Source organism: Streptomyces gobitricini (assembly GCF_039532985.1).
GTDB classification, from domain to species: domain Bacteria; phylum Actinomycetota; class Actinomycetes; order Streptomycetales; family Streptomycetaceae; genus Streptomyces; species Streptomyces gobitricini.
In genome coordinates this window covers 137,844-164,133 of the sequence record NZ_BAAASR010000003.1, presented here as the reverse complement: position 1 = coordinate 164,133, position 26,290 = coordinate 137,844, and the positions used below count along the sequence as shown (strand labels likewise).

At 71.8% G+C, this 26,290-nt stretch carries 26 protein-coding genes; 6 read left to right on the top strand and 20 right to left on the bottom strand.

Annotation, left to right across the window (positions count from 1 at the left end; genetic code table 11):
* Window positions 1-92 precede the first annotated feature (92 nt).
* Both ABD347_RS04765 and ABD347_RS04760 read right to left on the bottom strand, forming a co-directional pair.
* On the bottom strand, window positions 93-683 hold the full coding sequence (locus tag ABD347_RS04765; RefSeq protein WP_344356679.1) for a DNA-3-methyladenine glycosylase I: 591 nt from the start codon (window positions 681-683) through the stop codon (window positions 93-95).
* On the bottom strand, window positions 680-1,045 hold the full coding sequence (locus ABD347_RS04760; protein WP_425575576.1) for a DivIVA domain-containing protein: 366 nt from the start codon (window positions 1,043-1,045) through the stop codon (window positions 680-682). Before ABD347_RS04760 ends, ABD347_RS04765 begins: the two co-directional genes overlap by 4 nt.
* Window positions 1,046-1,149: 104 nt before the next feature.
* Between ABD347_RS04760 and folP the strand changes: the two genes are divergently transcribed.
* Window positions 1,150-2,010: a dihydropteroate synthase gene (folP, locus tag ABD347_RS04755; protein ID WP_344356673.1), complete on the top strand. Its 861-nt coding sequence runs from the start codon at window positions 1,150-1,152 to the stop codon at window positions 2,008-2,010.
* 9 nt (window positions 2,011-2,019) lie between these two features.
* On the opposite strand, the gene ABD347_RS04750 is transcribed toward folP, so the two are convergent.
* Complete coding sequence (locus ABD347_RS04750) at window positions 2,020-2,790, bottom strand: LOG family protein (protein ID WP_344356670.1); 771 nt, start codon at window positions 2,788-2,790, stop codon at window positions 2,020-2,022.
* 77 nt (window positions 2,791-2,867) lie between these two features.
* Complete coding sequence (gene dapE / locus ABD347_RS04745) at window positions 2,868-3,947, bottom strand: succinyl-diaminopimelate desuccinylase (RefSeq protein WP_344356764.1); 1,080 nt, start codon at window positions 3,945-3,947, stop codon at window positions 2,868-2,870.
* A 42-nt stretch (window positions 3,948-3,989) separates the two neighbouring features.
* Here dapE and ABD347_RS04740 point away from each other — a divergent pair, with 42 nt between their 5' ends.
* Together ABD347_RS04740 and ABD347_RS04735 are read left to right on the top strand one after the other, a co-directional pair.
* Window positions 3,990-4,898 (top strand): VldE C-terminal domain-containing protein, encoded by a 909-nt coding sequence (locus ABD347_RS04740; RefSeq protein WP_344356667.1) that lies wholly within the window; start codon window positions 3,990-3,992, stop codon window positions 4,896-4,898.
* Between the two features lie 422 nt (window positions 4,899-5,320).
* Window positions 5,321-5,749, top strand: a complete 429-nt coding sequence (locus ABD347_RS04735; RefSeq protein WP_344356665.1) for an ATP-binding protein — start codon at window positions 5,321-5,323, stop codon at window positions 5,747-5,749.
* Window positions 5,750-5,812: 63 nt separating this feature from the next.
* On the opposite strand, the gene ABD347_RS04730 is transcribed toward ABD347_RS04735, so the two are convergent.
* Together ABD347_RS04730 and fdxA are read right to left on the bottom strand one after the other, a co-directional pair.
* Window positions 5,813-6,910 carry a bifunctional succinyldiaminopimelate transaminase/glutamate-prephenate aminotransferase gene (locus tag ABD347_RS04730; RefSeq protein ID WP_344356662.1) on the bottom strand — a complete coding sequence of 366 codons (1,098 nt, stop codon included), beginning with the start codon at window positions 6,908-6,910 and terminating at the stop codon, window positions 5,813-5,815.
* 82 nt (window positions 6,911-6,992) lie between these two features.
* Window positions 6,993-7,313: a ferredoxin gene (fdxA, locus tag ABD347_RS04725; protein WP_031078476.1), complete on the bottom strand. Its 321-nt coding sequence runs from the start codon at window positions 7,311-7,313 to the stop codon at window positions 6,993-6,995.
* Between the two features lie 113 nt (window positions 7,314-7,426).
* Between fdxA and ABD347_RS04720 the strand changes: the two genes are divergently transcribed.
* Both ABD347_RS04720 and ABD347_RS04715 read left to right on the top strand, forming a co-directional pair.
* Window positions 7,427-8,479 carry a GNAT family N-acetyltransferase gene (locus tag ABD347_RS04720; protein WP_344356656.1) on the top strand — a complete coding sequence of 351 codons (1,053 nt, stop codon included), beginning with the start codon at window positions 7,427-7,429 and terminating at the stop codon, window positions 8,477-8,479.
* 5 nt (window positions 8,480-8,484) lie between these two features.
* Window positions 8,485-9,309, top strand: coding sequence for a transglutaminase family protein (locus ABD347_RS04715; RefSeq protein WP_344356654.1), 825 nt, complete (start codon window positions 8,485-8,487; stop codon window positions 9,307-9,309).
* A 208-nt stretch (window positions 9,310-9,517) separates the two neighbouring features.
* Here ABD347_RS04715 and ABD347_RS04710 read toward each other — a convergent pair whose 3' ends face one another.
* The 5 genes from ABD347_RS04710 to ABD347_RS04690 form a co-directional block, all read right to left on the bottom strand.
* Complete coding sequence (locus ABD347_RS04710) at window positions 9,518-10,189, bottom strand: PepSY domain-containing protein (protein WP_344356652.1); 672 nt, start codon at window positions 10,187-10,189, stop codon at window positions 9,518-9,520.
* Between the two features lie 100 nt (window positions 10,190-10,289).
* Window positions 10,290-12,239, bottom strand: coding sequence for a hypothetical protein (locus ABD347_RS04705; protein ID WP_344356649.1), 1,950 nt, complete (start codon window positions 12,237-12,239; stop codon window positions 10,290-10,292).
* 142 nt (window positions 12,240-12,381) lie between these two features.
* On the bottom strand, window positions 12,382-12,762 hold the full coding sequence (locus ABD347_RS04700; protein WP_344356646.1) for a DUF6113 family protein: 381 nt from the start codon (window positions 12,760-12,762) through the stop codon (window positions 12,382-12,384).
* The gene (mshB, locus tag ABD347_RS04695) at window positions 12,759-13,643 is read right to left on the bottom strand and encodes an N-acetyl-1-D-myo-inositol-2-amino-2-deoxy-alpha-D-glucopyranoside deacetylase (RefSeq protein ID WP_344356644.1); all 885 of its coding nucleotides are present in this window, start codon (window positions 13,641-13,643) and stop codon (window positions 12,759-12,761) included. The genes ABD347_RS04700 and mshB overlap by 4 nt, the downstream gene beginning before the upstream one ends.
* Before the next feature lie 37 nt (window positions 13,644-13,680).
* Window positions 13,681-13,875 (bottom strand): hypothetical protein, encoded by a 195-nt coding sequence (locus ABD347_RS04690; protein ID WP_189550932.1) that lies wholly within the window; start codon window positions 13,873-13,875, stop codon window positions 13,681-13,683.
* A 157-nt stretch (window positions 13,876-14,032) separates the two neighbouring features.
* On the opposite strand from ABD347_RS04690, the gene ABD347_RS04685 reads away from it, so the two are divergent.
* Window positions 14,033-16,162: a S9 family peptidase gene (locus ABD347_RS04685; RefSeq protein ID WP_344356640.1), complete on the top strand. Its 2,130-nt coding sequence runs from the start codon at window positions 14,033-14,035 to the stop codon at window positions 16,160-16,162.
* Window positions 16,163-16,323: 161 nt separating this feature from the next.
* Here ABD347_RS04685 and ABD347_RS04680 read toward each other — a convergent pair whose 3' ends face one another.
* From ABD347_RS04680 to ABD347_RS04640, 9 genes are all read right to left on the bottom strand, one after another.
* Window positions 16,324-17,376 carry an ABC transporter ATP-binding protein gene (locus ABD347_RS04680; RefSeq protein WP_344356639.1) on the bottom strand — a complete coding sequence of 351 codons (1,053 nt, stop codon included), beginning with the start codon at window positions 17,374-17,376 and terminating at the stop codon, window positions 16,324-16,326.
* Window positions 17,360-18,343, bottom strand: a complete 984-nt coding sequence (locus tag ABD347_RS04675; RefSeq protein WP_344356637.1) for an ABC transporter ATP-binding protein — start codon at window positions 18,341-18,343, stop codon at window positions 17,360-17,362. Before ABD347_RS04675 ends, ABD347_RS04680 begins: the two co-directional genes overlap by 17 nt.
* A 6-nt stretch (window positions 18,344-18,349) precedes the next feature.
* The gene (locus ABD347_RS04670) at window positions 18,350-19,312 is read right to left on the bottom strand and encodes an ABC transporter permease (RefSeq protein WP_344356635.1); all 963 of its coding nucleotides are present in this window, start codon (window positions 19,310-19,312) and stop codon (window positions 18,350-18,352) included.
* Window positions 19,305-20,228 (bottom strand): ABC transporter permease, encoded by a 924-nt coding sequence (locus ABD347_RS04665; RefSeq protein WP_344356633.1) that lies wholly within the window; start codon window positions 20,226-20,228, stop codon window positions 19,305-19,307. Before ABD347_RS04665 ends, ABD347_RS04670 begins: the two co-directional genes overlap by 8 nt.
* A gap of 29 nt (window positions 20,229-20,257) precedes the next feature.
* On the bottom strand, window positions 20,258-21,883 hold the full coding sequence (locus ABD347_RS04660) for a peptide ABC transporter substrate-binding protein (protein WP_344356631.1): 1,626 nt from the start codon (window positions 21,881-21,883) through the stop codon (window positions 20,258-20,260).
* 190 nt (window positions 21,884-22,073) lie between these two features.
* A complete protein-coding gene (locus tag ABD347_RS04655) occupies window positions 22,074-23,222 on the bottom strand; it encodes an ABC transporter ATP-binding protein (protein WP_344356629.1) in 1,149 nt (382 codons plus the stop codon).
* Window positions 23,215-24,249, bottom strand: coding sequence for an ABC transporter ATP-binding protein (locus ABD347_RS04650; RefSeq protein WP_344356627.1), 1,035 nt, complete (start codon window positions 24,247-24,249; stop codon window positions 23,215-23,217). The genes ABD347_RS04655 and ABD347_RS04650 overlap by 8 nt, the downstream gene beginning before the upstream one ends.
* Window positions 24,250-24,260: 11 nt before the next feature.
* Window positions 24,261-25,220 carry an ABC transporter permease gene (locus ABD347_RS04645; protein ID WP_344356624.1) on the bottom strand — a complete coding sequence of 320 codons (960 nt, stop codon included), beginning with the start codon at window positions 25,218-25,220 and terminating at the stop codon, window positions 24,261-24,263.
* Entirely contained in the window at window positions 25,213-26,136 is a 924-nt protein-coding gene (locus ABD347_RS04640) for an ABC transporter permease (RefSeq protein ID WP_344356621.1), read from the bottom strand. The genes ABD347_RS04645 and ABD347_RS04640 overlap by 8 nt, the downstream gene beginning before the upstream one ends.
* Window positions 26,137-26,290: the final 154 nt, after the last annotated feature.

Below are 26,290 nucleotides of genomic sequence, written 5' to 3'. Positions count from 1 at the left end.
GGCGGGTGCGGGGCCTGTCCCGTGACCGGCGCGGTCGGGGTTGGCGCGGTCGGGCTCGCGCGGTCGGGGTTGGCGCGGTCGGCCGGCGACGGTCAGACCGGCGCGCCGCCGCGGGCCACGCAGTCGGCGAGGTGGTCGTCGACCAGGCCGCAGGCCTGCATCAGGGCGTATGCCGTGGTCGGCCCGACGAAGCGGATGCCCCGCTTCTTGAGCGCCTTGGACAGGGACGCCGACTCGGGGGTGATCGGCGGGACGTCGGCGACCGTGCGGGGGACCGGGCGCGAGGCGGGGTCCGGGGCGTAGGACCAGATCAGGGCGTCCAACTCGCCGGGCGCCCAGCCGGCCAGCACGCGCGCGTTGGCGATGGACGCGTCGATCTTGGCGCGGTTGCGGATGATCCCGGTGTCGGCCAGGAGCCGGCTCCGGTCGGCGTCGGTGAACTCCGCGACCGCGGCGATCCCGAAGCCGGCGAAGGCCCGGCGGAAACCCTCGCGGCGGCGGAGGATCGTGATCCAGGACAGGCCCGACTGGAAGGCCTCCAGGCAGAGCCGTTCGAACAGGGCGTCGTCGCCGTGGACGGGCCGGCCCCACTCCTCGTCGTGGTACCGGACGTAGTCCTCGGTGGACAGCCCCCAGGGGCAGCGTGGTTTCCCGTCCGGGCCGGGCAGGGCGCCGCCGGTCACCGGTCCTGCTCCTCCCCCGGCTCACGGCCGGGCTCGTCGAACGTGTCCGGCCGGCCGGACTCCCCCGCACGGGCCCCCGCCAGCGCGGTCTCCAGCTCGGCGATCCGCGCGTCCCGCTCGGCGAGCTCGGCGCCGAGCCTGCCCAGGACGTCGTCGACCTCCGCCATCCGGTAGCCCCGCGGGGCCAGGGGCAGCCGCAGCGCGTCGATGTCGGCGCGGCCGACGGGCCGGGTCAGCGGCAGCTGGTCCACCGTGTGCTCCGGCGGCGCCTCGGGCAGCACCTCGCTCTCCCCGCCACCGATCACGGCCAGAGTGACCGCGGCAACGACCACGACCATCGCGACAGCCAAGAACCAGAACACGACCGTGCCTCTCCACCGGGAGCCAGAACCCAACGGTGCCGATCGTGCCATGCGCCACCGACCGTTAAGGTCGCAGGCGACCGAACGCGAGGAGGACAAACGGGATGCTGCGCCTGGGACGACGCGAATTCGACGCGCACGAGCCGGTGATCATGGCGATTGTGAACCGGACCCCGGACTCCTTCTACGACCGGGGCGCCACGTTCCGCGACGAGCCGGCGCTCGCCCGGGTCGAGCAGGCGGTGTCCGAGGGTGCCGCCATCATCGACATCGGCGGGGTGAAGGCCGGCCCCGGGGAAGAGGTGACGGCCGAGGAGGAGGCGCGGCGCACGGTCGGTTTCGTGGCCGAGGTGCGCAGGCGGTTCCCCGACGTGGTGATCAGCGTCGACACCTGGCGGCACGACGTCGGCGAGGCGGTCTGCGAGGCGGGCGCCGACCTGCTGAACGACGCGTGGGGCGGGGTGGACCCCAAGCTCGCGGAGGTGGCCGCGCGGTACGGCGTGGGGCTGGTGTGCACCCACGCGGGCGGCGCGGAGCCGCGCACGCGGCCGCACCGGACCACGTACGAGGACGTGATGGCGGACATCCTGCGGGTGACCGTGGGCCTGGCGGAGCGCGCCGTGGAGCTGGGCGTACGCCGCGACGGCATCATGATCGACCCCGGTCACGACTTCGGGAAGAACACCCGGCACAGCCTGGAGGCGACCCGCCGGCTGGGCGAGATGACGGACACGGGCTGGCCGGTGCTGGTGTCGCTGTCCAACAAGGACTTCGTCGGCGAGACGCTCGACAAACCGGTCAAGGAGCGGGTGCTGGGCACGCTCGCGACGACGGCCGTCTCGGCGTGGCTGGGCGCCCGGGTCTACCGCGTGCACGAGGTCGCCGAGACGAAGCAGGTGCTGGACATGGTCGCGTCCATCGCGGGGCACCGCCCCCCGGCGGTCGCCCGCCGGGGGCTGGCGTAGCCCTGCCCGTCAGGGGTGGCCGGGGCCGGTCTCCTTGGTGACCAGGGCGACCGCCTCGTCGACGTCGTCCGTGACGTGGAAGAGGGTCAGGTCGTGCTCGGAGGCCTTGCCTTGGGCGATGACCGTGCCGCGGAGCCAGTCGACCAGGCCGGACCAGTACTCCGTGCCGAACAGCACGATCGGGAAGCGGGTGACCTTCCGCGTCTGCACCAGGGTCAGCGCTTCGAACAGCTCGTCCAGGGTGCCGAGCCCGCCCGGCAGGACGACGAAGCCCTGGGCGTACTTGACGAACATCGTCTTGCGGACGAAGAAGTAGCGGAAGTTGACGCCGATGTCGACGTGCGGGTTCAGGCCCTGCTCGAAGGGCAGCTCGATGCCGAGGCCCACCGAGACGCCCTTGGCCTCCCGCGCGCCCTTGTTCGCCGCCTCCATGGCGCCCGGGCCGCCGCCCGTGATCACGGCGAAGCCGGCCTCGACCAGCGCCCGGCCGATCCGCACGCCCGCCTCGTACTCCGGTGTGCCCGCCGGGGTGCGGGCCGAGCCGAAGACGCTGATGGCGCTGGGCAGTTCGGCCAGCGCGCCGAAGCCCTCCACGAACTCCGACTGGATGCGCATGACGCGCCAGGGGTCGGTGTGGACCCACTCCGAGTCACCCGCGGTGTCCAGCAGCCGCTGATCGGTGGTGCCGGGCTGGACCTGCTCCCGGCGGCGCAGTACCGGCCCCAGCCGCTGCTCGGCCAGCGCTCGCAGTCCTTCGGCCTCGGCCTCGGGGTTGCCCATGATCCGCTCCCTCCGCTGAACATCGTTTCCCGCTCAGGGTAGGACGACGGACGTGACAAAAGGCGAAATTACGGAGGTCAGGCGGTGAGCCAGTCGTACAGTCGCCGTTCACAGTGCGTGATCCTGTCGACGGCGACGTGCTCGTCCCGCTTGTGCGCGAAGAGCGCGTCACCCGGGCCGTAGTTGACGGCGGGCACGCCCAGAGCGCTGAACCGGGAGACGTCGGTCCAGCCGAACTTGGGCTGCGCGCTGCCGCCGACCGCCGCCATGAAGGCCGCGGCGGCGGGGTGCGACAGGCCGGGCAGGGCACCGCCGGTGTGGTCGTCGACCACGAACTCGTCGACGCCGCAGTCCGCGAACACCTCGCGTACGTGGGCCTCGGCCTCCGCCATGGAGCGGTCGGGCGCGTAGCGGTAGTTGACGGTCACGGTGCACGCGTCGGGGATGACGTTGGTGGCCACACCGCCCTCGATCCCGACGGCGTTGAGGCCCTCGTGGTACTCCAGCCCGTCGATCACCGGCCGGCGCGGCTCGTACGCGGCGAGCCTGGCCAGGACGGGGGCGGCGGCGTGGATGGCGTTCGACCCCATCCAGCTGCGCGCGGAGTGGGCGCGCTCGCCCTTGGTGCGCAGGTGGACCCGGAGCGTGCCCTGGCAGCCGCCCTCGACCTGGCCGTCGGACGGCTCCAGCAGGACGGCGAAGTCGCCCTCCAGCCACTCGGGGTGCGCGTCGGCCACGTGCCCGAGCCCGTTGAGGTGGGCGGCGACCTCTTCGTTGTCGTAGAAGACGAAGGTCAGGTCGCGGTTGGGGGCGGGGACGGTCGCGGCGATGCGCAGCTGGACGGCGACGCCCGACTTCATGTCCGAGGTGCCGCAGCCCCACAGGACGCCGTTGTCGTCGAGGCGGGAGGGCACGTTGTCGGCGATCGGCACGGTGTCGATGTGTCCGGCCAGCACGACCCGCTCGGCCCGGCCCAGGTCCGTCCGGGCGACCACGTTGTTCCCGTACCGGTCGACGGTCAGGTGCGGAAGGGTGCGGAGCGCCTGCTCGATCGCGTCGGCGAGCGGCTTCTCGGTGCCGCTGACCGAGGGGAAGTCGACGAGCGCGGCGGTGAGCGCCGGACCGTCCTGGGTGAGGTCCAGCAGGGTGGCGGGCATGGTCTCGGACATGGTGCCGAGCCTATCCCGGCCTCCAGTACGGTGGGCTCCGTGTCCGAGTCCACCCGTCCCCGCCGACCGAGGGTCGCCGTCGCGCTCGCCGTGCTTCTGGCGCTGATCGGGTACGTCGTCGTCCAGTACGCGACCGGTCGCAAGGACGCCCCCCACTGTGTCGTGGGCAGCGGGACCAACACCTACCGCGTCACGCCCGAGCAGGCCTCCAACGCCGCGACGATCTCCGCGGTGGGGACGTCGCGCGGGATGCCCGAGCGGGCGGTCACCATCGCGCTGGCGACCGCCCTGCAGGAGTCGGCCCTGCGCAACATCCGGTACGGCGACCGGGACTCCCTCGGTCTGTTCCAGCAGCGGCCCTCGCAGGGCTGGGGCACCGAGAAGCAGATCCTCGACCCGGTCTTCTCGGCCGGGAAGTTCTACGACCACCTCGTCGAGGTCCCGGGGTACTCGCGGCTGCCGCTGACGGTGGCGGCGCAGCGTGTGCAGCGCAGCGGTTTCCCGCAGGCGTACGCCAAGCACGAGCCGGACGCCGCGCTGCTCGCCGCCGCCCTCACGGGGCGCTCCGCCGCGTCCCTGACGTGCACGACCGAGCGCGGGCCCGTGCGGGCCGGCGACCCGGCGCGGGTACGGGCGGAGCTGCGGCGGGCGTTCGGCGGGCAGGCGCTGCCCGGCGGCGGGACGGCGCCCGACATCTCCGTACCGGTCCCGACCGTGGCCGCCGGGGCGGCCGGCCCGGAGGGGGAGACGCCCGGTGGCGGGTCTCGCGGCGGCTGGGAGCTGGCGCAGTGGGCGGTGGCGCGGGCGGACGCCCTGGGCCTCGCGGAGGTGTCGTACGCGGGCCGCGTGTGGAGCGCGGCGGAGTCGCGGGAAGGCTGGCGGACGACCGGGGACGCCCCCCGGACGGACGAGGTCCGCATCCGGGTCACCCGCGGGTAGGCCGGCCGCCGGCCGGGCCGTCCGGTGGCCGTGGAGCGTGCCGCGAAGCCGGTCCCGGGGACCCCGAGCGGCCCGGCGGGGCGCCCGCCCGCGGGGCGTGGCCCGCCCGGAAATCGAAACGGCGGCCGTGCGCGCGTACGGGAATTCACTCGGGAGAGGAACGCGGCTTCACGTCCCCGGCCGCTTTCCCCCGGCGCGCGCGGCAGATCACGATTTCCTTGGCAGCACTGGGGAGTGACGGTTTTTCACGTGCGCGGGACTCTGCGCCTTTGCCCGGATTTAGGGCGAGCTGATAATGCGACGCATTACCAACTCTTTACCCGGGCCCACCGCAACCTCCCCCGCCCTCCGAGCGGTTGTCACAGCGTCCGATCGTCGGACAGGCACCACAGACAAACGACCTCTCCCGTCGAAGGAGCATCATGTCCCTCCCCCTGACCCGTCGGATCGCCCGTGCCGCGCTGCTGATCGCAGCGGGCGCAGCTCCCGTGGTCGGTGCGGCCGGCTCCGCAAGCGCCGTGGACCTCCCCAACGCCCCCGAGCTGGGCGGCGTGAGCAGCCTCGACACCGCCTCCGCGACCGACACCGTCAGCGGCGCCTCCACCGGCACGACCGGCATGGTCGGCGAGGCGGGCGGCAAGGCGGTCGAGCAGGCCGTGCCCGCCGCGGGCGAGACCGTCGCCAGGACGGGCGGGACCGCGACCCCCGCCGCCCAGAAGGCCGCCGGTGACGCGGCCGGCAGCGCCGGTGAGATCGTCGGCGGGGCCGCGGGCGCCGCGCCCACCGACGCGCTCGGCGGCGGCCTGCCGGCGGAGCTGCCGGTGAAGACCCTCCCGGCGCTGGGCAAGTAACCGCCCGTACCCACGCGAAGGGCCCGGGGAGTCGCGCACTCTCCCCGGGCCCTTCGGTGTGTCTCAGCCCAGCCGCTTGACCGCGGCCTCGACCCGCTCGTCGGTGGCCGTGAACGCCACCCGTACGAACCGCTCCCCCGCCTCCCCGTAGAAGTCGCCGGGAGCGGCCAGGATTCCGAGGGAGGCCAGGTACGCGACGGTGTCCCAGCAGGGCTCGTCGCGGGTCGCCCACAGGTACAGGCTCGCCTCGCTGTGCTCGATGCGGAAGCCGTGCGTCTCCAGCGCCGTGCGCAGCGCGCCGCGCCGTGCCGCGTACCGGGCGCGCTGCTCGGCCACATGCGCGTCGTCGCCGAGCGCCGCGACCGTCGCCGCCTGCACCGGCGCGGGCGTCATCATCCCGCCGTGCTTGCGGATCCTGAGCAGTTCACCGAGCACGGCCTCGTCGCCCGCGACGAACGCGGCGCGGTAGCCGGCCAGGTTCGAGCGCTTGGACAGCGAGTGGACGGCGACGAGTCCCTCGTAGGAGCCGCCGCACACGTCCGGGTGCAGTACGGAGACGGGGTCGGCCTCCCAGCCGAGCTCCAGGTAGCACTCGTCGCTGAAGACGAGGACACCGTGCTCGCGAGCCCAGGCGACGATCCGGATCAGCTCGTCCTTGGGGATGACCTTGCCGGTCGGATTGGACGGCGAGTTCAGCCACAGCAGCTTCAGCCCGGCCGGGTCCAGCTCCGTCGGGTCGTCGTAGACCACCGGCGTCGCGCCGCACAGCCGGGCCCCGACCTCATAGGTGGGGTAGGCGAGCCGCGGGTACGCGACCGTGTCGCCGGCGCCCAGGCCCAGCTGGGTCGGCAGCCAGGCCACCAGCTCCTTGGAGCCGACGACCGGCAGGACGTTGGTGTGCGCGAAGCCGCGCGCGCCCAGGCGCCGCTCGCACCAGCCGGTGAGCGCGTCGCGCAGCTCGGGCGTCCCCCACACCGTCGGATAGCCCGGCGAGTCCGCCGCGGCCACCAGCGCCCGCTGGATCACCTCGGGGACGGGGTCCACCGGCGTGCCGACGGACAGGTCCACGATGCCGTCCGGGTGGGCCATGGCCGTCTTCTTGTACGGCTCGAGCCTGTCCCACGGGAAGACGGGGAGGCGTGAGGAGACGGGGGAGGACACGGTGCTCGCTTTCTTCTGCTTCAGGGGTGATACGCGTCGGTCCCGTACAGCGGCGGAGCCGTACGGGACCGAGGACACGCGATCAGCCGTTCTGCGGCGGCAGGGCGGCGATGAAGGGGTGGTCGCGCTCGATCAGGCCCAGCTTCGAGGCACCACCGGGCGAACCGAGGTCGTCGAAGAACTCGACGTTCGCCTTGTAGTAGTCCTTCCACTCCTCCGGAGTGTCGTCCTCGTAGAAGATCGCCTCGACCGGGCAGACCGGCTCACAAGCACCGCAGTCGACGCATTCGTCCGGGTGGATGTACAAGGACCGCTGGCCCTCGTAGATGCAGTCGACGGGGCACTCCTCGATGCATGCCTTGTCCTTGACGTCGACACAAGGCTGCGCGATGACGTAGGTCACGCTGGTCGTTCCTCCTCGGTAGGGCCGTGTGCGCGGGAGCGCGGCGTCGTCGATGCCCGCACCTAGTATCTCCGTTCTCGGGACTGAACCGAACAGGAGGGGCGGACACAGCTGTGGAATTCACTGCGGGCGGACGGCTGGAGGTCCGGATCGACCCCTCTGACGTGGGTAAACGAGTCTCCGTCCGCCGGTTGAGCGACCCTGGAGCGCTCCCGGAGAAGTTCACCGACACGGTAGGTGTTCTCACATCATGGACCGAGGGTGTGCTGCTGATCACACGGCGGACCGGTGAGACCGTCCGAATCGCGGAATCGTCACTGGTCGCGGGGAAGGTCGTGCCCGCCGCGCCCGCCCGCCGCAGGGGTCCCTCGGCCGGCTTCGAGGAGCTCACGAGGGTGGCCGCGCGGGCCTGGCAGCCGGTGGAGAGCGAGCCGCTCGGGGAGTGGACGCTGCGGGCGGCGGCGGAGGAGGTGCCGCGCGGGGCCGGCCTCGCGGGGGCGGCCGGGCGTCGGAAGGGCTTCACGCGCCGGGCCAACTCGGTGCTTCCGCTCGGCGATCCCGGCATGCCGCTCGACGACGCCCTGGCACGCGCGCGTGCCTGGTACGAGGAGCGGGGCCTGCCCCCGTACGTCCAGGTGGCGACCGGCGCGGAGGGCACCCAGGAACGGCTGTGCGCGGCGCTGGAGGAGCGCGGCTGGCGCCGTGAGGTCACGGCGGAGGTGCGGACCGGCGGGCTGGCGGCGATCGGCGACCTCGAGGCCGGTGACGTACGGCTGTCCCGGTCCGTGGACGAGGCGTGGCTGCGCCGCTACAACCGGTCGGACGCGCCCGGCCCCCACGTCCTGCACGTCCTGAACAGCGGACCCTCCGTGTGGTTCGCCTCCGTACCCGGTGACGGCGGCGTACCCGCCGCCATCGGGCGGTGCGCGGTCGACGGGCGGTGGGCCGGCTTCATGGCGGTCGAGGTGGACCCGGCGTACCGCAGGCAGGGACTCGGCACGGCGGTCATGGCGGCGCTCGCCCGCCGGGCCCTGGAGGAGGGCGCGTCCGCGGCCTGGCTGCAGGTGGAGCCGGACAGTGAGGGCGCCCTCGCCCTGTACGAGGGGATGGGCTTCGCCGTCCACCACCTGTACCACCACTTCCGATCCCCCGAAGCGGGTACGTGACGCGTATGCACACCACCGAGTGGCGCCGCCGGTTCGCCGAGGAGGCCCGCGAGGAACGGCCGGACCTCGCGACGCTCTGCCTGCTGGTGGGCGCGGAAGCGGATCCGGCGCTGGGCCAGGCCGGGATGGACGCCGCCGAGATCGAGCTGGACCGGCTGGCCGGGCTGCTGCCGTTCGGGCTGCGCGGCCCGCGCTCGTGGGTCACCGCGCTCGCCGGGCTCCTCGGTGACCGGTGCGGCTTCCACGGCACGCCCGGCGACTACCAGCGGCTGGAGTCGTCGCTGCTCCACGAGGTGCTGCGGCGCCGGCGGGGCCTGCCCATCCTGCTGTCCGTCGTCTGGATGGAGGTCGCGCGGCGGGCGGGCGCCCCGGTGTACGGGGTGGCGCTGCCGGGGCACTTCGTGGTCGGGTTCGGCGACCCCGGGGAGCGGGTGCTGGCGGACCCGTTCGCCGGCGGCCGGGTGCTGACCGGGGCGGACGCGGAACTGCTGGTGGCGGGGGCGACCGGCGAGCGCCTGCACCCGTCGATGCTGACCCCCGCGGACCCGGCGCAGATCGTGCAGCGGATCCTGAACAACATCCGCGCCTGGGCATCCGTACGCCCCGAGCGCTCGGAGGTGGCCCTGTGGGCGGTCGAGCTGTCCCTGCTGCTGCCCGCGCACCCGGCGCGGCTGCGTTACGAACGCGCCCAGCTGCTGGTCCAGCGCGGTGACTTCCTGACGGGCGCGGCGGAGATGGACGCGTACGCCGAGGTGGTGGCCCCCGTGGAACCGGCCGTGGCGGAGTCGGTCCGCCACCGTGCCCGCGCGGCCCGCGCACGGCTGAACTGACCCCCGCGGCCCCGGCGGGCCTTCCACCGGCCTCCCGCCGACCCGTGGAGACGGCGGCCGGCGCGGCGGGGCCGTGCGGGGCGACCCCGTGGAGGCCCGCGGCGAGGGATGGGCTCCCATGAGCGGTGCCCAGGGGCGCCGGGGCGGGCCGCGCGGGGGCACGGCGCACGGGAGGGCAGCGCACGCGGGGCACATCGCGCGGGGGGCGTCAGTCGCGGTCCACGTGCTCGCGCACGATCTCGCCGGTCCGGGCGTCGACGTCGTACGTCGTCTTGTACCAGTCGTTCGTCGTCACGACGTCGACCGACCAGACGGTGTCGTCCAGCCGGACGGCGGTGACCGTGCCCTTCTTCCGGTCGGTGGCCGCCTTGACGGCCCGCTGCGGGGTGACCGTGGCGGCACCCAGCCGGTCGGCGAGCTCACGCTTGTCGTCCGGGTCCTGGCCGGGTTCGACCCGCGACTCGGTCACCTTGCCGGAGACGGCGTCGACCCGCACGGTGTGCACGGTGCCGTCCTGGGCGGCGACCGCGGTGTCCCACTCGGGAGTACGCGGGCCGGGGCTCGGGCTGCCGACGGCGGAGCGGGCCCACTTCAGTTCGATCTCGGCGAGCTTCCCCTCCCGTACGCCGGCGACCGCCGTCCCGGCCGCCTTGTCCCACGGCACCTTGGCGGCCTTGAGCAGGGCCTGCCGTTCCGCCTGGTCCTCGGTCAGGCGCCGGGGCGACGCGGTGCCGGTGGGGCTGCTGTGCGGGGAGGGCGCGGCGGCGGCGACACGCGGTTCCCCGGCGTCCCCGCAGCCGGTGAGGAGCGGGGACGCCGCGGCGGCGGCGCACACGGCGACGACGGCGGTGAGGCCACGGAGGCGGAGCTGAGCGGTCATGTCCGCACCGGTAACCCCTCGGGCGGCCGCGCATGCCGAGTCGGCCCGGACTCACCCGAAAGGCCCCCGCCCGGGTGGGACGGGGGCCTGGCACCGGGGCTCAGCCCTGGGGGTCGAGCTCGATCGTCTCCGTGCGCTCGGCGGGGGTCCTGCCGAGGAGGGCCTTCTGCATCGCGTGGGCCACGTCGTCGGCGGAGACCTCGTGCTGCTTGCCGTCACCCTTGGTGATCATGACGCCCTCGAAGACGCCGTCGAGGAGCTTGGTGATCGCCTGCTTGTCGTAGACCTCCACCAGGCGGCCGTCGATCGGCTTCATGGACAGGATCTGCGGCAGGGACCTGGAGGGCCCGAACTGGATCTCCTTGCCACCCGCCCTGATGGTCACCAGGGCGGACATCGCGGGCTCGGCGAACTCCTTCATCGCCCGGTCCAGTTCGGCCCGGGTGATGGTGGGCTCCTTGGCGACGACGGGCAGTTCCACCGGGTTCGGTCGGCCCGTCTCGACCTGGGCGCGGTAGGCGTCACGTACCGAGATCATCGAACGCTGCACGTCCAGGGTCTTGCCGGCCTTGCCCGGTACGGCGACGGCCTTGTCCGGCTCGAACCTGATCGTGCCCTCGGTGACCGACCCGGACGCTCCCGCCAGGTCGGTCAGGGCGACGCTCAGCTTCTCCTCGTCGACCGGGATGACCGGCTGGGCGACGCGCTCGCCGCCGAAGAGGGAACCGATCACGGAGACCGGGTTGTAGTCGGCACCCGCGGCGGCCCGCACGGTCTCCTGGGCGTCCAGGGAGAGTCCGGCCTTCTCCGGGGCCAGCTCCTCCTTCTTGCCGCCCACGCTGAGCTGGAGCGGGGCGGACGCCCGGTCACCGAAGGCGGTCTCGAGCTTCTGCACCGCCTGCTCCCTGGTACCGCCGCCGATGTCGACGCCGAGGACCGTGGTGCCCTTCGGCACGTCGGAGTGGTTGAGGAGCAGACCGGCACCGTACGCGACGCCCAACAGCACGACCGCCACCACGCCGAGGAGGACCAGCTTGGAACGGCCCTTCTTCTGCGGCCGGGCGGGCGCGGACGCGGGAGCGGCCGACGGCGCGGGGGCCGGTGCGGGCGGCGCGGGAGCGGCCGCGGGCTCCGGGTCCTCGAAAGCGGCGGGGCCCGGGCCGGTCGCCACCTGCGCCGGGCCGGAGACCGGGAACGGCGACGAGGAGCGGTGCTCCGGCGGCACCACGGGGATGCCGCTGGTGAGCGTGTCGCCCGAGACGTGCCCGCCGGCCGGCGGGGCCTGCTCGTACGGCGGCTCGTACCCCGCCTCGTACTCCGGCTGGAAGCCGGGCTCCGGAGCGGGCTGCTGCGGCGTCAGTACCGCGGTGTCGTCCGACGTCCACGGCACCGGGCCCGCGCCGCCGGGCACCGGGCGGCTGACGCCGGTCACCGGGCCGGCGCCCGGGCCGCTCGGCTGCGCGGGGCGGCCGGGGGGCGCCGTGCCCGCCGCCAGGTCCGCGAGGGAGCTGTGCGCGCGCGGGGCGTCGGCACGAGGCGCGTGCGGGACCGGCGGGGCCGGGGCCCGGCCCGGCGCACCACCGGCGGGCGGCTGGACGGGCGCGGACCCGGACTGCTGGGCGGGCGCCGGTCCCGGCTGTTCAGCGGACGCCGGCGGCTTGCGGGGAGCGAACCAGTCGCTGGCCGGCTTCTCCTCAGGCTGGGGCCCCTCCGCCTGCTGCGGCACCTCGGCCGCCGGCGGCCGCTCGGCGGCGGGCCGGGGGACCGGGGCGGCCCCGGCGCCGTCGCTGTCGGCCATCGGCTTGCGCATGACGACCGGCGGGATCGGCCGCGAGCCGGGGATGTTGATCCGGATGCGGGTGGTCAGCGTGGTCTCGGTCCTGGGCTCGTCCGGCTCCGCGGCGGCGGCTCCGGCGCCCTCCTCCGGTGCGTCCTGCGTCGGGTGCAGCGACGGATACTGGCGCGATCCGTACGGCGGTGTACCCGAGGGGTACGCGGCTCCGCCGCGCCCCTGGGGGCCGGAGGACGAACTGTCAGTTTCACGACTCAAAGCAGGTTCTCCCGGTTGGCTCCGCCGCCCGCTCTTACACGTGCGGGCGCTCGGCGGCGCGCACCACCATACTGGCCACCGCCGCCGGGCATCCCCCGACCAGGGGAACCCGGTCGGTCATTCCGGCCGAAGTCGGGGCACGTCACGCACCAAGTGCCCCGGATCGGTCGCCCCGATGGGGAAGCCGAGGCATCGTGGCGCACATCACAGCGGCGGCCATGCCGCCGACGACGTACACCAGCTCGGCGAGACCGCCCCAGAAGACCTGGTCGCCCTCGGGCCGCCCGAGGCTCAGCAGGACGACGGCGACCAGCCAGCCGACGCCCGGCGCCACCGCGCCCAGTTGCGTGCCCGTCGCCCGGAGCCCGCCGTAGAACAGGCCCACGCACGCGGCCAGCGCCAGCAGCAACCCGCCCGGGAACCAGGCCGCTTGGACCAGCGCCCCGGCGAGGCCGACCACGGCGCCGAGCACGGCCAGACCCACGTACGCGGCGATCCGGCCCGCCTTCACGGCCCCGCTCATGACGTCACCCCGGCGAACAGGTCGTCCTCCCGCCGGCCGGCCGGAGCGCCCGGTTCACCCCGTACCAACTGGTAGTACTCCGTGGCGAAGAGCGGCTGGCCCAGGTCGTTGGAGAGGGCGAAGGAGTTCCCCTCGACGGCGATCTGCGTGGCATGGGCGCGCATCGCGGCCGCCTTCCGTCCGGCGTGGTCCGTCCCGTGGATCTCGGTCGTGACGATTTCGTCGTCGACGACGCCGGGTACGTCGTCGACCGTGCCGGTCCGCGGGAAGGTGCCCGCCTCCCGCAGCCGGGTGAAGCCCTCCTCGGCGACCGTGCGCGGCACCCGGTTCCAGTAGATCTTCGCGATCACGTGCGGCTCGCCGAGGTCGGGCCGGAAAGCCGGTTCGGCGGCCAGGTCGGCGGCGCGCATGGCGACGCGGTGGGTCTGGATGTGGTCGGGGTGGCCGTAACCGCCGTCCGGGTCGTAGGTCACCAGGACCTGCGGGCGGACGGCCCGGATGATCTCGACGAGGTACGGGGCGGCCTCGTCCACGTCCGTGTTCCAGAAGGCGCCGTCGCGGCGGTTCTGCGCGGCGCCCATCATCCCGGAGTCGCGGAACCGGCCGGGGCCGCCGAGGAAGCGGTGGTCGGTGACGCCCAGCTCCTTCATCGCGGCGGCCAGTTCACCGACGCGATGGGGGCCGAGCCGGTCCTCCCGGTCGGGTGCCAGATGGGCGAGGGAGGGCGGGATGACCTCGCCCTCCTCGCCGCGTGTGCAGGTCACCAGGGTGACCTGGGCACCCTCGGCCGCGTACTTGGCCATGGTGGTGCCGTTGTTGATCGACTCGTCGTCGGGGTGCGCGTGCACCAGGAGCAGACGACGGGCGGGGAGTTCCGTCATACGGACACTCTAAGAGGACACGCCCCGCGATCCGCGCCTAGAACTTGATGCCGCCGATCATGCCCGCCACGTTCGTCGTGAGCTCACTGATGGTCGGGGCGATGGAGGAACTCGCCAGGTAGAAGCCGAGCAGCATGCAGACGACCGCGTGGCCGGCCTTCAGGCCGGACTTCCGGATCAGCAGGAAGACGACGATCGCCAGCAGCACCACCGCCGAAATCGAGAGTGCCACGGCGGTTCACCTCCATACGTTTTCGTTCCGGACCGGGCAGGGCGCACGTGCCGGAGGGTACATACCCACTCGGCGCTACGGATCATAACTATCCGTTCCCACGCATCGATCGGTGCACAGCAGCACATGGGGGCGCACGACCGCTAGTTTCGGTCGTATGACCTCCAGGCAACAGCTCTCATTCCCTCGCCAGTACGCACGGACTCAGCGCTACACCCTCGGTGTTCCACGGGCGTTCACCGTCTCGCCCGACGGATCCCGCGTCGTGTTCCTCCGCTCCCCCTCCGGCACCGACAGAGCGAACCGGCTGTGGGTGCTCGACCTCGAAGACGGTGGGCGGGAGCGCGTCGCCGCCGATCCGGAGACGCTGCTGGGCGGCGCGGAGGAGCAGTTGTCGCCCGAGGAGCGGGCCCGCCGCGAGCGCAGCCGGGAGGGCGCGGGCGGCATCGTGGGGTACGCGGTGGACGGGGCCGCCGAGTTGGCGGCCTTCACGCTGTCGGGGCGGCTGTTCGTGGCGGAGCTGAGGGCCGGGACGGCGCGCGAACTGCGGGTACCCGGTCCGGTGATCGATCCGCGGCCGTCGCCGGACGGGCGGTACGTCGCGTATGTGAGCGGGGGCGCTCTGCGGGTGACGGGCGCCGGTGACGAGGGCGGCGACCGGACGCTGGCGGAGCCGGAGGGCGAGCACGTCACGTACGGGCTGGCGGAGTTCGTCGCGGCCGAGGAGATGGGCCGTTCGCGCGGGTTCTGGTGGTCGCCCGAGTCGGACCGGCTGCTGGTCGCGAGGGCCGACGACAGCCCGGTACGGCGTTGGTGGATCGCGGATCCGGCGCATCCCGACCGGGAGCCGGTGAAGGTGGCCTATCCGGCGGCGGGAACGGCCGACGCGGAGGTGTCGCTGTGTCTGCTCGGCCTGGACGGAACGCGTACGGAGGTCGAGTGGGACCGTAGGCGTTATCCGTATCTGGCGCGGGTCCACTGGTCCTCCGGCGGGGCTCCGCTGCTGCTGGTGCAGGCTCGCGACCAGCGCACGCAGCTGTACCTGGCGGTGGACACCGCGACCGGGACCACCCGGACGGTCCATGTCGACGAGGACCCGGATTGGCTGGAACTGCTCGGTGGGGTTCCGGCGTGGGCTCCGGACGGCCGGCTGGTGCGGATCGCCGACGAGGGCGGGGCGCGGGTCCTGGCGGTCGGGGACCGGACGCTGACGGGCGCGCAGCTCCACCTCCGCGGGGTGCTGGACGTGGGCGCGAACGACGTGCTGGTGTCGGCGTCGGCGGGCGAGGAGGCCACCTCGGCGGAGATCGGCGAGATTCATGTGTACCGGGTCAACGAGCTGGGCGTCGAGCGCGTCTCCGAAGGGCCCGGAATCCACACCGCGGTCCGGTCCGGGGCGGTGACCGTCCTGGCGTCGGCCCGCCCCGACGAGCCGGGGACGGTGGTGCGGGTGCTGCGGGACGGCAAGCCGGTGGCCGAGGTGGCCTCGTACGCGGAGCGGCCGGTGCTCTCGCCGCGCCTGACGCTCACCGAGGCGGGCCCCCACCGCATCCCCTGCGCGGTGCTGCTGCCCCGCGGCCACCGGGAGGGCGACGGGCCGCTGCCGGTGCTGCTGGACCCGTACGGTGGGCCGCACGGGCAGCGGGTGGTGGCGGCGCACAATCCGCACCTGACCTCGCAGTGGTTCGCCGAGCAGGGCTTCGCGGTGGTCGTGGCGGACGGGCGGGGCGCTCCGGGGCGCTCCCCGGGCTGGGAGAAGGCGATCAAGGACCGGCTGACGCTGACGCTGGACGACCAGATCGAGGCGCTGCACGGGCTGGCGGACCGGTTCCCGCTGGACCTGGGGCGGGTGGCGATGCGGGGCTGGTCGTTCGGCGGGTATCTGGCCGCGATGGCGGTGCTGCGGCGGCCGGACGTGTTCCACGCGGCGGTGGCGGGCGCGCCGATGTCCGATCTGCGGCTGTATGACACGCACTACATGGAGCGGTACCTGGGGCGCCCGGAGGAGGCGCCGGAGGTGTACGCGGCGAACTCCCTGATCACGGACGACGGTCTGTCGGCGCCGGAGAACCCCGCCCGTCCGATGATGCTCATCCACGGGCTGGCGGACGACAACGTGGTGGCGGCCCATACGCTGCGGTTGTCGTCGGCCCTGCTGGCCGCGGGCCGGCCGCACGAGGTGCTGCCGCTGACGGGCGTGACGCACATGACGCCGCAGGAGCAGGTGGCCGAGAACCTGCTGCTGCTCCAGGTGGACTTCCTGAAGCGGTCGCTCGGGCTCGTGTAGGAGGCGATCGGCGTACGGCGTACGGCGACCGGCCGGGGCGGTATGCCGCGCCCCGGCCGGTCCACGGCACCCGCACGGCCGTACGCTGTCCAGGCTCGTGTGTCCGCATACCGGAACGGCGTCGGGCAAGTTGCCGGGGCGTTGACGGATGTGAGGTCCGATCAGCCCATCTGCCCCTGGGTTCCGCCGGCGTCGCCGGGGACGACGTGCCTCTCCTCGGCGAAGTGGCACGCCGAGTCGTGCCGCGCCGGTGTGTCCGCGTCCCGGAAGGCCGCCGGGACGGCCAGCAGCGGGACCTCCAGAGCGCACCGCTCGCGCGCCTTCCAGCAGCGGGTGCGGAAGCGGCAGCCGGACGGGATGTCGGTGGGCGAAGGCACGTCGCCGGTCAGGAGGATCCTCTCCCGCTGCTCCCGGGCCTCGGGATCCGGTACGGGCACGGCCGACAGCAGCGCCTGGGTGTAGGGGTGGGTGGGGTGGTCGTAGATCGCGCTGTCCGTACCGGTCTCGACGATCCGCCCGAGGTACATCACGCCGACCCGGTCGGAGATGTGCCGGACGATCGACAGGTCGTGCGCGATGAAGACGTAGGAGAGGTTGAACTCGTTCTGGAGCCGCTCCATCAGGTTGATGACCTGCGCCTGTACGGAGACGTCGAGGGCCGAGACCGGCTCGTCCGCCACGATGACCTCCGGCTGGAGGGCGAGGCCGCGGGCGATGCCGATGCGCTGGCGCTGCCCGCCGGAGAACTGGTGCGGGTAGCGGTTGATGTACTCCGGGTTCAGCCCGACCACATCGAGCAGCTCCTGGACCTTGCGGCGCCGGTCGCCCTTGGGCGCGACCTCGGGGTGGATCTCGTACGGCTCGCCGACGATGTCACCCACCGTCATCCGCGGGTTGAGCGAGGTGTACGGGTCCTGGAACACCATCTGGATGTTCCGCCGCACCGCCTTCAGCGCGCGGCCGGACAGCCTGGTGATGTCCTCGCCCTTGTAGAGGATCTGCCCCGACGTGGGCCGCTCCAGGCTGACGAGCATCTTGGCGACCGTGGACTTGCCACAGCCGGACTCGCCGACGATGCCGAGCGTCTCGCCGGGGTCGAGGGCGAAGGAGACCCCGTCGACCGCCTTGACGGCGCCGATGTGCTTCTTGAACAGGACGCCGCGGGTGAGCGGGTAGTGCTTGACGAGCTCACGGACCTCAAGAAGAGGAGGCACTGACCGTCTCCTCCCAGAAGTGGCAGGCGCTGCGCCGGTCCTCGGAGACCCGGTACAGCGGTGGTACGTCGGCGCGGCACACGTCCCGGGCGCGCGGACAGCGCGGGTGGAAGGGGCAGCCGGGCGGGATGGCCGTCAGGTTGGGCGGGAGGCCCTTGATGGCGTACAGCTCCCGGCTTTTGTGGTCCAGGCGCGGGATGGAGTCGAGGAGCCCCTGGGTGTAGGGGTGGGCGGGCGCCTTGTAGATGTCGTGGACGGGCGCCGTCTCGATGATCCGCCCGGCGTACATCACGGCGATCCTGTCGGCGACGTCGGCGACGACGCCCAGGTCGTGGGTGATGAGGATGAGGCCCATGTCGAGTTCCCGCCGGAGTTCGGCGAGGAGCTCCATGACCTGGGCCTGGACGGTGACGTCGAGGGCGGTCGTCGGTTCGTCGGCGATGATGAGGGCCGGTTCCAGCGCCATCGCCATGGCGATCATGATGCGCTGGCGCATACCGCCGGAGAACTGGTGCGGGTACTGGCCGACCCGTTGCCCGGCGGCGGGGATGCGGACCCGGTCCATCAGTTCGACGGCCTTGGCGCGGGCGTCCTTCTTCGACATGCCCCGGTGGACCACGAACATCTCGCCGAGCTGGTCACCGACGGTGAGCACGGGGTTCAGGGACGACAGGGCGTCCTGGAAGATCATCGCCATTTCCGCGCCGCGTACCGTACGCCGGGCGTCCTCCTTGAGCTTCAGCAGGTCCCGGCCCCGGAAGAGGACCTCACCGCCGGTGATCCGGCCGGGCGGCATGTCGAGGATGCCCATGATCGCCTGGGCGGTGACCGACTTGCCGGAGCCCGACTCGCCGAGCACGGCGAGCGTCTCCCCCGCGTCGACGGAGTACGTGACGCCGTTGACGGCCTTCGCCACCCCGTCCCGGGTATGGAACTCCACGTACAGGTCGCGCACTTCGAGCAGCATGGTGGCCTACCGCAGCTTGGGGTCGAGGGCGTCGCGCACGGCGTCGCCGAGCATGATGAACGCGAGGACGGTGACGCTCAGGGCTCCGGCGGGCCACAGCAGCATGTGCGGGGCGTTGCGGATCTGCGGGGCGGCGTTGGAGATGTCGATGCCCCAGGAGACGGTGGGCGGCCGCAGCCCGACGCCCAGGAAGGACAGGGTGGCCTCCAGCGCGATGTACGTACCGAGGGCGATGGTCGCGACGACGATGACCGGCGCGACGGCGTTGGGCCCCACGTGGCGCAGGAGCATCCGTCCGCTGCCGGCGCCGAGGGCCCGCGCGGCCTGGACGTAGTCGTTCTGTTTGGCGGTGATGACCGAGCCGCGGGCGATGCGGGCGATCTGGGGCCAGCCGAGCAGCACGATGAAGCCGACCACGGGCCAGACGGTGGAACTGGTGACGACGGACAGGAAGACGAGGCCGCCCAGGACGACGGGGATGCCGAAGAACACGTCGGCGATCCGGGAGAGCAGCGCGTCCCACCAGCCGCCGAAGAACCCGGCGAGCCCGCCCAGCAGGCTGCCGAGCAGCGCGGCGCCGAGGGTGGCGCAGACGCCGACGGTGATGGAGGCCCGCGCCCCGTACACGGTGCGGGTGTAGACGTCGCAGCCCTGGGTGTCGTATCCGAAGGGGTGCCCGGGGGCCGATCCCTCCTGCGACTTGGAGAGGTCGCAGCGCAGCGGGTCGGCGCTGGTGAGGAGCTGCGGCCAGATGGCGATCAGGACGAGGAAGGCGATGAGCAGGGCGGAGACCAGGAAGACGGGGTTGCGGCGCAGTTGGTGCCAGGCGTCGGACCACAGGCTGCGCGGGCGGCCGGTGCCGCCCCCTTCCAGGGTCTCGGCCTCGCTCATGGCCAGGTCCATCGCACCGCCCGCCCCGGTCGGGGCGATGGCTTCTTTCGGGTTCTGGTACGGGTCGGGCTCAGGCATAGCGGATCCTCGGGTCCAGGACCGCGTACAGCAGGTCGACGAGCAGGTTCGCCACCAGGAAGACGATCACGAGGATCGTCACGAAGCCGACGACGGTGGGCGCGTTGTTGCGGAGGATGCCCTGGTAGAGCTGGTAGCCGACGCCGTGGATGTTGAAGATCCGCTCGGTGACGATGGCGCCGCCCATCAGCGCGCCGATGTCGGCTCCGATGAAGGTGACGACGGGGATGAGGGAGTTGCGCAGGAGGTGGTGGGTGATGACCCGCCGGCGCGGCAGGCCCTTGGCGACGGCGGTGCGGACGTAGTCGGCGCGGACGTTCTCGGCGATGGAGGTGCGGCTGAGGCGGGTGACGTAGGCGAGGGAGACGAGGGCGAGGACGACGCCCGGGAGGATCAGCTCGTCGAGGCGGGCGTCGGAGGAGACGGAGGGCCGTACCCAGCCCCACTTGACCCCGAGGAGGAACTGGAGGAGGTAGCCGGACACGAAGGTGGGCACGGAGATCACCACGAGGGTGAGGACGAGCAGCCCGGTGTCGAGGGGGCGGCCGCGCTTGAGGCCGCTGATGACGCCGAGCGTGATCCCGATGATGATCTCGATGACGATGGCGACCACGGTGAGCCGGAGGGTGACGGGGAAGGCGGAGGCCATCAGCTCGGTGACCGGCTGGCCGTTGAACGCGGTGCCGAAGTCGCCCTGGAAGATCGCGCCCATGTAGAGCAGGTACTGCTTCCACAGCGGCTGGTCGAGATGGAGGTCCGCGCGGATGCGGGCGGCCGTGGCCGGGTCGGGCGCCTTGTCGCCGAAGAGGGCCGCGACCGGGTCGCCGAGCGCGTACACCATGAGGAAGATGAGGAACGTGCTGCCGATGAACACCGGGATCATCTGGAGCAGCCGCCGGATCACGTAGCGTCCCATGGGGGCTCCGGTGGTGGAGTTGGCGGGCGTCAGCCGACCTTGATCTGGTCGTAGACGGGAACGCTGAACTGGTTGAGACTGACGTCGGAGAGCCGCTCGGAGTGGCCGGCGCTGCCGTTCTGGTACCAGAGGGGGATGGCCGGCATCTGTTCGGCGAGGATCTCCTCGGCGGCCTGGAAGTCCTTGACCGCTTCCGCCTGGTCGGCCTCGCGGTTCGCCTTGTCGACGAGACTGTCGAACTGCTTGTTGCTGAACTTGCCGTAGTTGGAGGACCCGCCGGTGTAGTAGAGCGGCTCCAGGAAGTTCTGGATGAGCGGGTAGTCGGCCTGCCAGCCGGAGCGGAACGGGCCGCTGAACGCGAACGTGGTCTGCTGGTTGCGGAAGTCCGCGAAGGTGCCGATGGGGTTGACGGTGCAGACGGCGCCCCGGCCGAGCGCGTTGTTGACGCTGTTGCAGACGGCGTCCATCCAGGCCCGGTGCGAGCCGGTGTCGACGTTCGAGGTGAGCGTCACCTTGCCGCCGGGCAGACCGCCGCCCTCCTCGATGAGCCGCTTGGCCTCGGCGGGGTCGTACGTGCAGGCGTCGCCGCAGATCTCCTTGTAGCCGCCGTCGTCGCCGAGGGCGGGTGACGTCCAGTCCTTGGCGGGGGTGCGGGTGTTCTGGAAGATCTGTTTGGTGATCTCCTCGCGGTTGATCGCCATGGACAGCCCCCGGCGGACCTTCTCCATCCCGGCCTTGTTCCACTCGGGGCGGTAGAGCGGGAAGACCAGCGTCTGGATGATGAGGGCCGGCTGGTTGATGTAGCGGTCGCCGAGGTCGTTGCGGACGTTCTTGAGCTGTTGCGCGGGCACGTCGTCGACGAGGTCGAGGTTGCCGGCGATCAGGTCGGTGTAGGCGGTGTTGTTGTCGGTGTAGACGACGAGGTCCACGCCGCCGTTCTGCGCCTTGTCCTCACCCGTGTAGCCGTCCCACCGGCGCAGCTTCATGCCGCTGCCCCGGGTGTACGACTCGACCGTGTAGGGGCCGTTGCCGATGGGCTTGGCGAGCCAGGCGTCGTGGTCGGTGAAGAACACCTGTGGCAGGGGGACGAAAGCCTGGTAGCCGAGGGTCTCCGGCCAGGTGGAGAACTTCTCCTTCAGCGCGACGGTGAAGGTGCGGTCGTCCTTGACGACCAGACCGCGCATGGTCTTCGCCTTGGCGGCCCCGGAGGCGGGGTGGACGTCCTCGTAGCCCACGATGTCGCTGAAGAAGGGCGAGTTGGCCTGCTTGTTGTCGACGTGGGCGCCGTAGTTCCAGGCGTCGGTGAAGGACTTGGCGGTGACCGGTTCGCCGTTGCTGAACTTCCAGCCGGGCTTGAGCGTGATGGTGAAGTTCTGCGAGTCGGTCGTCTCGATCTTCTCGGCGACCATGTCGCGGGCCTCGCCGGTCTTCGGGTCGTACCTCTTCAGACCGCGGAAGAGCATGTCGAGGACCTTGCCGCCCTGGACCTCGTTGGTGTTGGCCGGCTCGATCGGGTTCTGGGGGTCGCCCCAGGAGGAGCTGAGGACCCCGTCGGCGCCACCGGCCGCGCTGCCGCCGCCTCCGCAGGCGGTCGCCGCGAGGGCGACGGCCGTGGCGCATACGGCCCACTTGGCGTGCCTGGTGGCTCGGCGCATGGGTGCCTCCCGTGGTCCTCGGTGCCCTGGACCCACATACCACCGCATATGGTGCGATACCGCACCCTTTACCCGCCCGTCCGGGCGTGCCACCACCCGCATGCGCGTCTCCCGGCCGCCCGCGGACGCGCCAGGTGCCCCGGCCGTCGTCTCGGCCGGGGCACCTCACCGCGCGTACAGCCGCCGCGCACTACGCCGCGTGGACGACGTCCTTCTCCTCGGCGAAGTGGCACGCCGACTCGTGCGCCGCCGGGCTGTCGGAGCCCCGGAAGCGCTCCGGGACCGCCAGCAGCGGCACCTCGGTGGCGCACTTGTCCTCCGCCTTCCAGCACCGGGTGCGGAAGCGGCAGCCGGACGGCGGGTTGGCCGGCGAGGGGACGTCACCGGTGAGGATGATCCGCTCCCGGCCCTCACGGGCCTCGGGGTCCGGCACGGGGACGGCCGACAGCAGCGCCTGGGTGTAGGGGTGCGTCGGGTGGTCGTAGATCTGCACGTCGGTGCCGATCTCCGCCATCTTGCCCAGGTACATCACGCCGACCCGGTCGGAGATGTGCCGGACGATCGACAGGTCGTGCGCGATGAAGAGGTACGACAGGTTGAACTCGTCCTGCAGCTTCTCCATCAGGTTGACGACCTGCGCCTGCACCGAGACGTCCAGCGCCGAGACCGGCTCGTCACAGATGATGATCTCGGGGTTGAGGGCGAGGCCGCGGGCGATGCCGATGCGCTGGCGCTGACCGCCGGAGAACTGGTGCGGGTAACGGTTGATGTACTCCGGGTTCAGCCCGACGACGTCCAGCAGCTCCTGGACCTTGCGGCGCCGGTCGCCCTTGGGCGCGACCTCGGGGTGGATCTCGTACGGTTCCCCGATGATGTCACCCACCGTCATCCGCGGGTTGAGCGAGGTGTACGGATCCTGGAACACCATCTGGATGTTCCGCCGCACCGCCTTCAGCGCGCGGCCGGACAGCCTGGTGATGTCCTGGCCCTTGTAGAAGATCTCACCCGCGGTCGCCGTCTCCAGCATCATCAGCAGCTTGGCGACCGTGGACTTGCCACAGCCGGACTCGCCCACGATGCCGAGCGTCTCGCCCTGGTACAGGTCGAAGGAGACCCCGTCCACGGCCTTGACCGCGCCGACCTGCCTCTTGAACAGGATGCCCTGGGTCAGCGGGAAGTGCTTGACCAGCCCTCGCACCTGGAGAATCGGCTCACCGCGCTCCGCCGGGGCCTCGATCGCCGCGACGGCACCGGTCTCGGTGGGCGCCTGGGCCGTCCCCACGTCGGTGACGTTCGGCGTCGCGTCCACGGCCTCGTCCTCTTTCCTGAGCTCAGCCATGGATCGTCTCCTTCCAGAAGTGGCACGCGCTGCCGCGGCCCGGCAGCTCGCCGCCGTCCTGCTCCGTCACCGGCACCAGGGCCGGGACCTCCGTACGGCAGATGTCCTGCGCCTTGGGGCAGCGCGGGTTGAAGGCGCAGCCCGGCGGGATCTTCATCAGGTTGGGCGGCAGGCCCTTGATCGCGTACAGCTCCTGGCCCTTCTGGTCCAGGCGCGGGATGGAGTCGAGCAGGCCACGGGTGTACGGGTGCGCCGGGCGCTTGTACAGGTCGTGGATCGGCGACTGCTCGACGATCCGGCCCGCGTACATCACCGCGATCTTGTCGGCGACGTCGGCGACGACCCCGAGGTCGTGGGTGATGAGGATCAGGCCCATGTTCTCCTCGCGCTGGAGCTCCGCGAGCAGGTCCATGACCTGGGCCTGGACGGTCACGTCGAGCGCGGTGGTCGGCTCGTCCGCGATGATCAGGTCCGGCTCCAGCGCCATCGCCATGGCGATCATGATGCGCTGGCGCATACCGCCGGAGAACTGGTGCGGGTAGTCGTTCACCCGCGCCGCCGCGGCCGGGATCTTGACCCGGTCCATCAGCTCGATCGCCCTGGCCTTGGCCTCCTTGCGGGACAGGCCCAGGTGCACCTGGTACATCTCGCCGAGCTGGTAGCCGACCGACAGCACCGGGTTCAGCGAGGAGAGCGCGTCCTGGAAGATCATCGCGATGCGGCGGCCGCGGATCTTGCGGCGCTCCTCGGCGGACATCTTCAGCATGTCCTCGCCGTGGAACAGGATCTCGCCCTTGGGGATGCGGCCGGGCGGCATGTCGAGGATGCCCATGACCGCCTGGGCGGTGACCGACTTGCCGGAGCCCGATTCGCCGAGCACGGCGAGCGTCTCGCCGGCTTCGACGCTGTAGCTCACGCCGTTGATGGCCTTGGCGACGCCGTCCCGGGTGTGGAACTCGACGTGCAGGTCGCGCACTTCGAGGAGTGGGGCGCTCGTCGCGCTCGTCTTCTTGTCGATGGTGGTCAACGTACGCCCTCCTAGCGCAGCTTGGGGTCGAGGGCGTCGCGAACAGCTTCGCCGAGCATGATGAACGCCAGGACCGTGACGCTCAGGAACAGCGACGGGAAGAGCACCATGTGCGGGGCGCTCAGGAAGCGGTCCTGACCGTCACTGATCATCAGGCCCCAGGAGATGTTCGGGGACTGGACGCCGATGCCGAGGTACGAGAACGCCGCCTCGGCCGAGATGTAGACGCCGAGGTTGATGGTGCTGATCACCAGCACCGGGGCGAGCGCGTTCGGCAGGACGTGGCGCATCGCGATGCGCCAGCCACTGGCACCGAGCGCGCGGGCGGCCATGACGTAGTCGTTCTGCTTGTTGGTGATCACCGCGCCGCGCATGATGCGGAACAGCTGCGGCCAGCCGAGCACCGCCAGGATCAGCGAGACGGTGACGACGCTGCCCGTGCCGAGCATGGCCAGCACCAGCAGACCGCCGAGCATGGTCGGGACGGCGAACCAGACCTCGGTGAAGCGGGAGACGAGGACGTCCAGCCAGCCGCCGCGCAGACCGGCGACCATCCCGAGGACGCAGCCGACCAGCGTGGTCAGCACGGAGGTCATCACGCCGACGATGATGGAGTTGCGGGTTCCGTAGATCGTCCGGGTGTAGATGTCGCAGCCCTGGACGTCGAAGCCGAACCAGTGGGCGCCGCTGGGCGGGACGACCGAGTTCGAGAGGCCGCAGAAGCCCTTCGCGTACGGGTCGCCGCTGGTGAACAGCTGCGGGAACGCCGCGATGACCAGCAGGATGAGGATCAGCGAGGCGGAGACCAGGAAGACCCAGTTGCGCATCAGGTCGCGCCGCGCGTCGCTCCACATGCTGGCGACCCGCTCGGGCTTGTCCTTCTTGTCCTTCGTGCCCTTGACGGCGCTGCCGGCCGCGGTCGCGACCGGGACCGCGCTCTCCTCGACGGTGGTGGAGGTGTTCTCAGGCATAGCGGATCCTCGGGTCGAGCACGGCGTAGAGCAGGTCCACGATCAGGTTGGCGACGATGTAGACGAGGACGAGCACGGTGACGATGCTGACGACGGTCGTCCCCTGGCGCAGGTACACGGCCTGGTAGAGAGTGCCGCCGATACCGGGGATGTTGAAGATGCGCTCGGTGATGATCGCTCCGCCCATCAGGGCGCCGAGGTCGACACCGAGGAAGGTGACGATCGGGATCAGGGCGTTGCGCAGGGCGTGCCGCACGATCACCCGCGACCGGCTCAGACCCTTGGCGGTGGCGGTGCGCACGTAGTCGGCACGCATCGTCTCCATCATGGAGGTGCGGGTCAGGCGGGTGATGTACGCGAGCGACGCGGAGGCGAGCACCACGGCCGGCAGGATGAGGGTGGTCATGTCCTCGGAGTCGTACGAGATGGGCGCGACGGCCCATTTGACGCCGAGCACCAGCTGGAGCACGTTGCCGAGCACGAAGACCGGGACGGAGACCAGGAGAAGGGTCGACAGCAGCACCACGTTGTCGAGGAACTTGCCGCGCCCGAGCGCCGCGAAGACGCCCGCGATGATGCCGACGACCGCCTCGATGAGGAACGCGAGGGTCGCCAGGTTGAGCGTGACCGGGAACGTCTCGCTCATGATCTCGGCCACCGGCCGGCCGGTGAAGTCGGTGCCGAAATCGCCCGTCAGCACGCCGGAGATGTAGTACCAGTACCGCATGTAGAGCGGGTCATTGAGGTGGTACTGCTCTCGCAGGATGGCGGTGATGTTGGGGTCTGCCTTCTTCTCTCCCGCCAGCGCCTGGATGGGGTCGCCGGGCAGCAGGAAGACGAGGCAGTAGATAAGAATTGTCGCGCCGAGCAGTACGGGTATCGCCTGCAGAAGACGCCTGATCACATAACGACCCATCAGGTCTCCAGTTGTACGGATACCGGGAGAGGGCACACCAGTGGACCCCGGCCCGGGTGAGGGGTGATCGACAACGAGACGGCAGAAGGGGGGTGACGGGGCAGAACCCCGTCACCCCCACTGCTCAGGATCTCCCTGGGGAGATCCTTCGAAC

Excerpts from the sequence above, each read along its gene's own strand:
- folP (WP_344356673.1), top strand. The coding sequence starts at position 1,150 with ATGCTGCGCCTGGGACGACGCGAATTCGACGCGCACGAGCCGGTGATC.
- ABD347_RS04750 (WP_344356670.1), bottom strand. The coding sequence starts at position 2,790 with ATGGGCAACCCCGAGGCCGAGGCCGAAGGACTGCGAGCGCTGGCCGAG.
- dapE (WP_344356764.1), bottom strand. The coding sequence starts at position 3,947 with ATGCCCGCCACCCTGCTGGACCTCACCCAGGACGGTCCGGCGCTCACC.
- ABD347_RS04735 (WP_344356665.1), top strand. The coding sequence starts at position 5,321 with ATGTCCCTCCCCCTGACCCGTCGGATCGCCCGTGCCGCGCTGCTGATC.
- ABD347_RS04715 (WP_344356654.1), top strand. The coding sequence starts at position 8,485 with ATGCACACCACCGAGTGGCGCCGCCGGTTCGCCGAGGAGGCCCGCGAG.
- ABD347_RS04710 (WP_344356652.1), bottom strand. The coding sequence starts at position 10,189 with ATGACCGCTCAGCTCCGCCTCCGTGGCCTCACCGCCGTCGTCGCCGTG.
- ABD347_RS04700 (WP_344356646.1), bottom strand. The coding sequence starts at position 12,762 with ATGAGCGGGGCCGTGAAGGCGGGCCGGATCGCCGCGTACGTGGGTCTG.
- mshB (WP_344356644.1), bottom strand. The coding sequence starts at position 13,643 with ATGACGGAACTCCCCGCCCGTCGTCTGCTCCTGGTGCACGCGCACCCC.
- ABD347_RS04685 (WP_344356640.1), top strand. The coding sequence starts at position 14,033 with ATGACCTCCAGGCAACAGCTCTCATTCCCTCGCCAGTACGCACGGACT.
- ABD347_RS04675 (WP_344356637.1), bottom strand. The coding sequence starts at position 18,343 with ATGCTGCTCGAAGTGCGCGACCTGTACGTGGAGTTCCATACCCGGGAC.
- ABD347_RS04670 (WP_344356635.1), bottom strand. The coding sequence starts at position 19,312 with ATGCCTGAGCCCGACCCGTACCAGAACCCGAAAGAAGCCATCGCCCCG.
- ABD347_RS04665 (WP_344356633.1), bottom strand. The coding sequence starts at position 20,228 with ATGGGACGCTACGTGATCCGGCGGCTGCTCCAGATGATCCCGGTGTTC.
- ABD347_RS04660 (WP_344356631.1), bottom strand. The coding sequence starts at position 21,883 with ATGCGCCGAGCCACCAGGCACGCCAAGTGGGCCGTATGCGCCACGGCC.
- ABD347_RS04655 (WP_344356629.1), bottom strand. The coding sequence starts at position 23,222 with ATGGCTGAGCTCAGGAAAGAGGACGAGGCCGTGGACGCGACGCCGAAC.
- ABD347_RS04645 (WP_344356624.1), bottom strand. The coding sequence starts at position 25,220 with ATGCCTGAGAACACCTCCACCACCGTCGAGGAGAGCGCGGTCCCGGTC.
- ABD347_RS04640 (WP_344356621.1), bottom strand. The coding sequence starts at position 26,136 with ATGGGTCGTTATGTGATCAGGCGTCTTCTGCAGGCGATACCCGTACTG.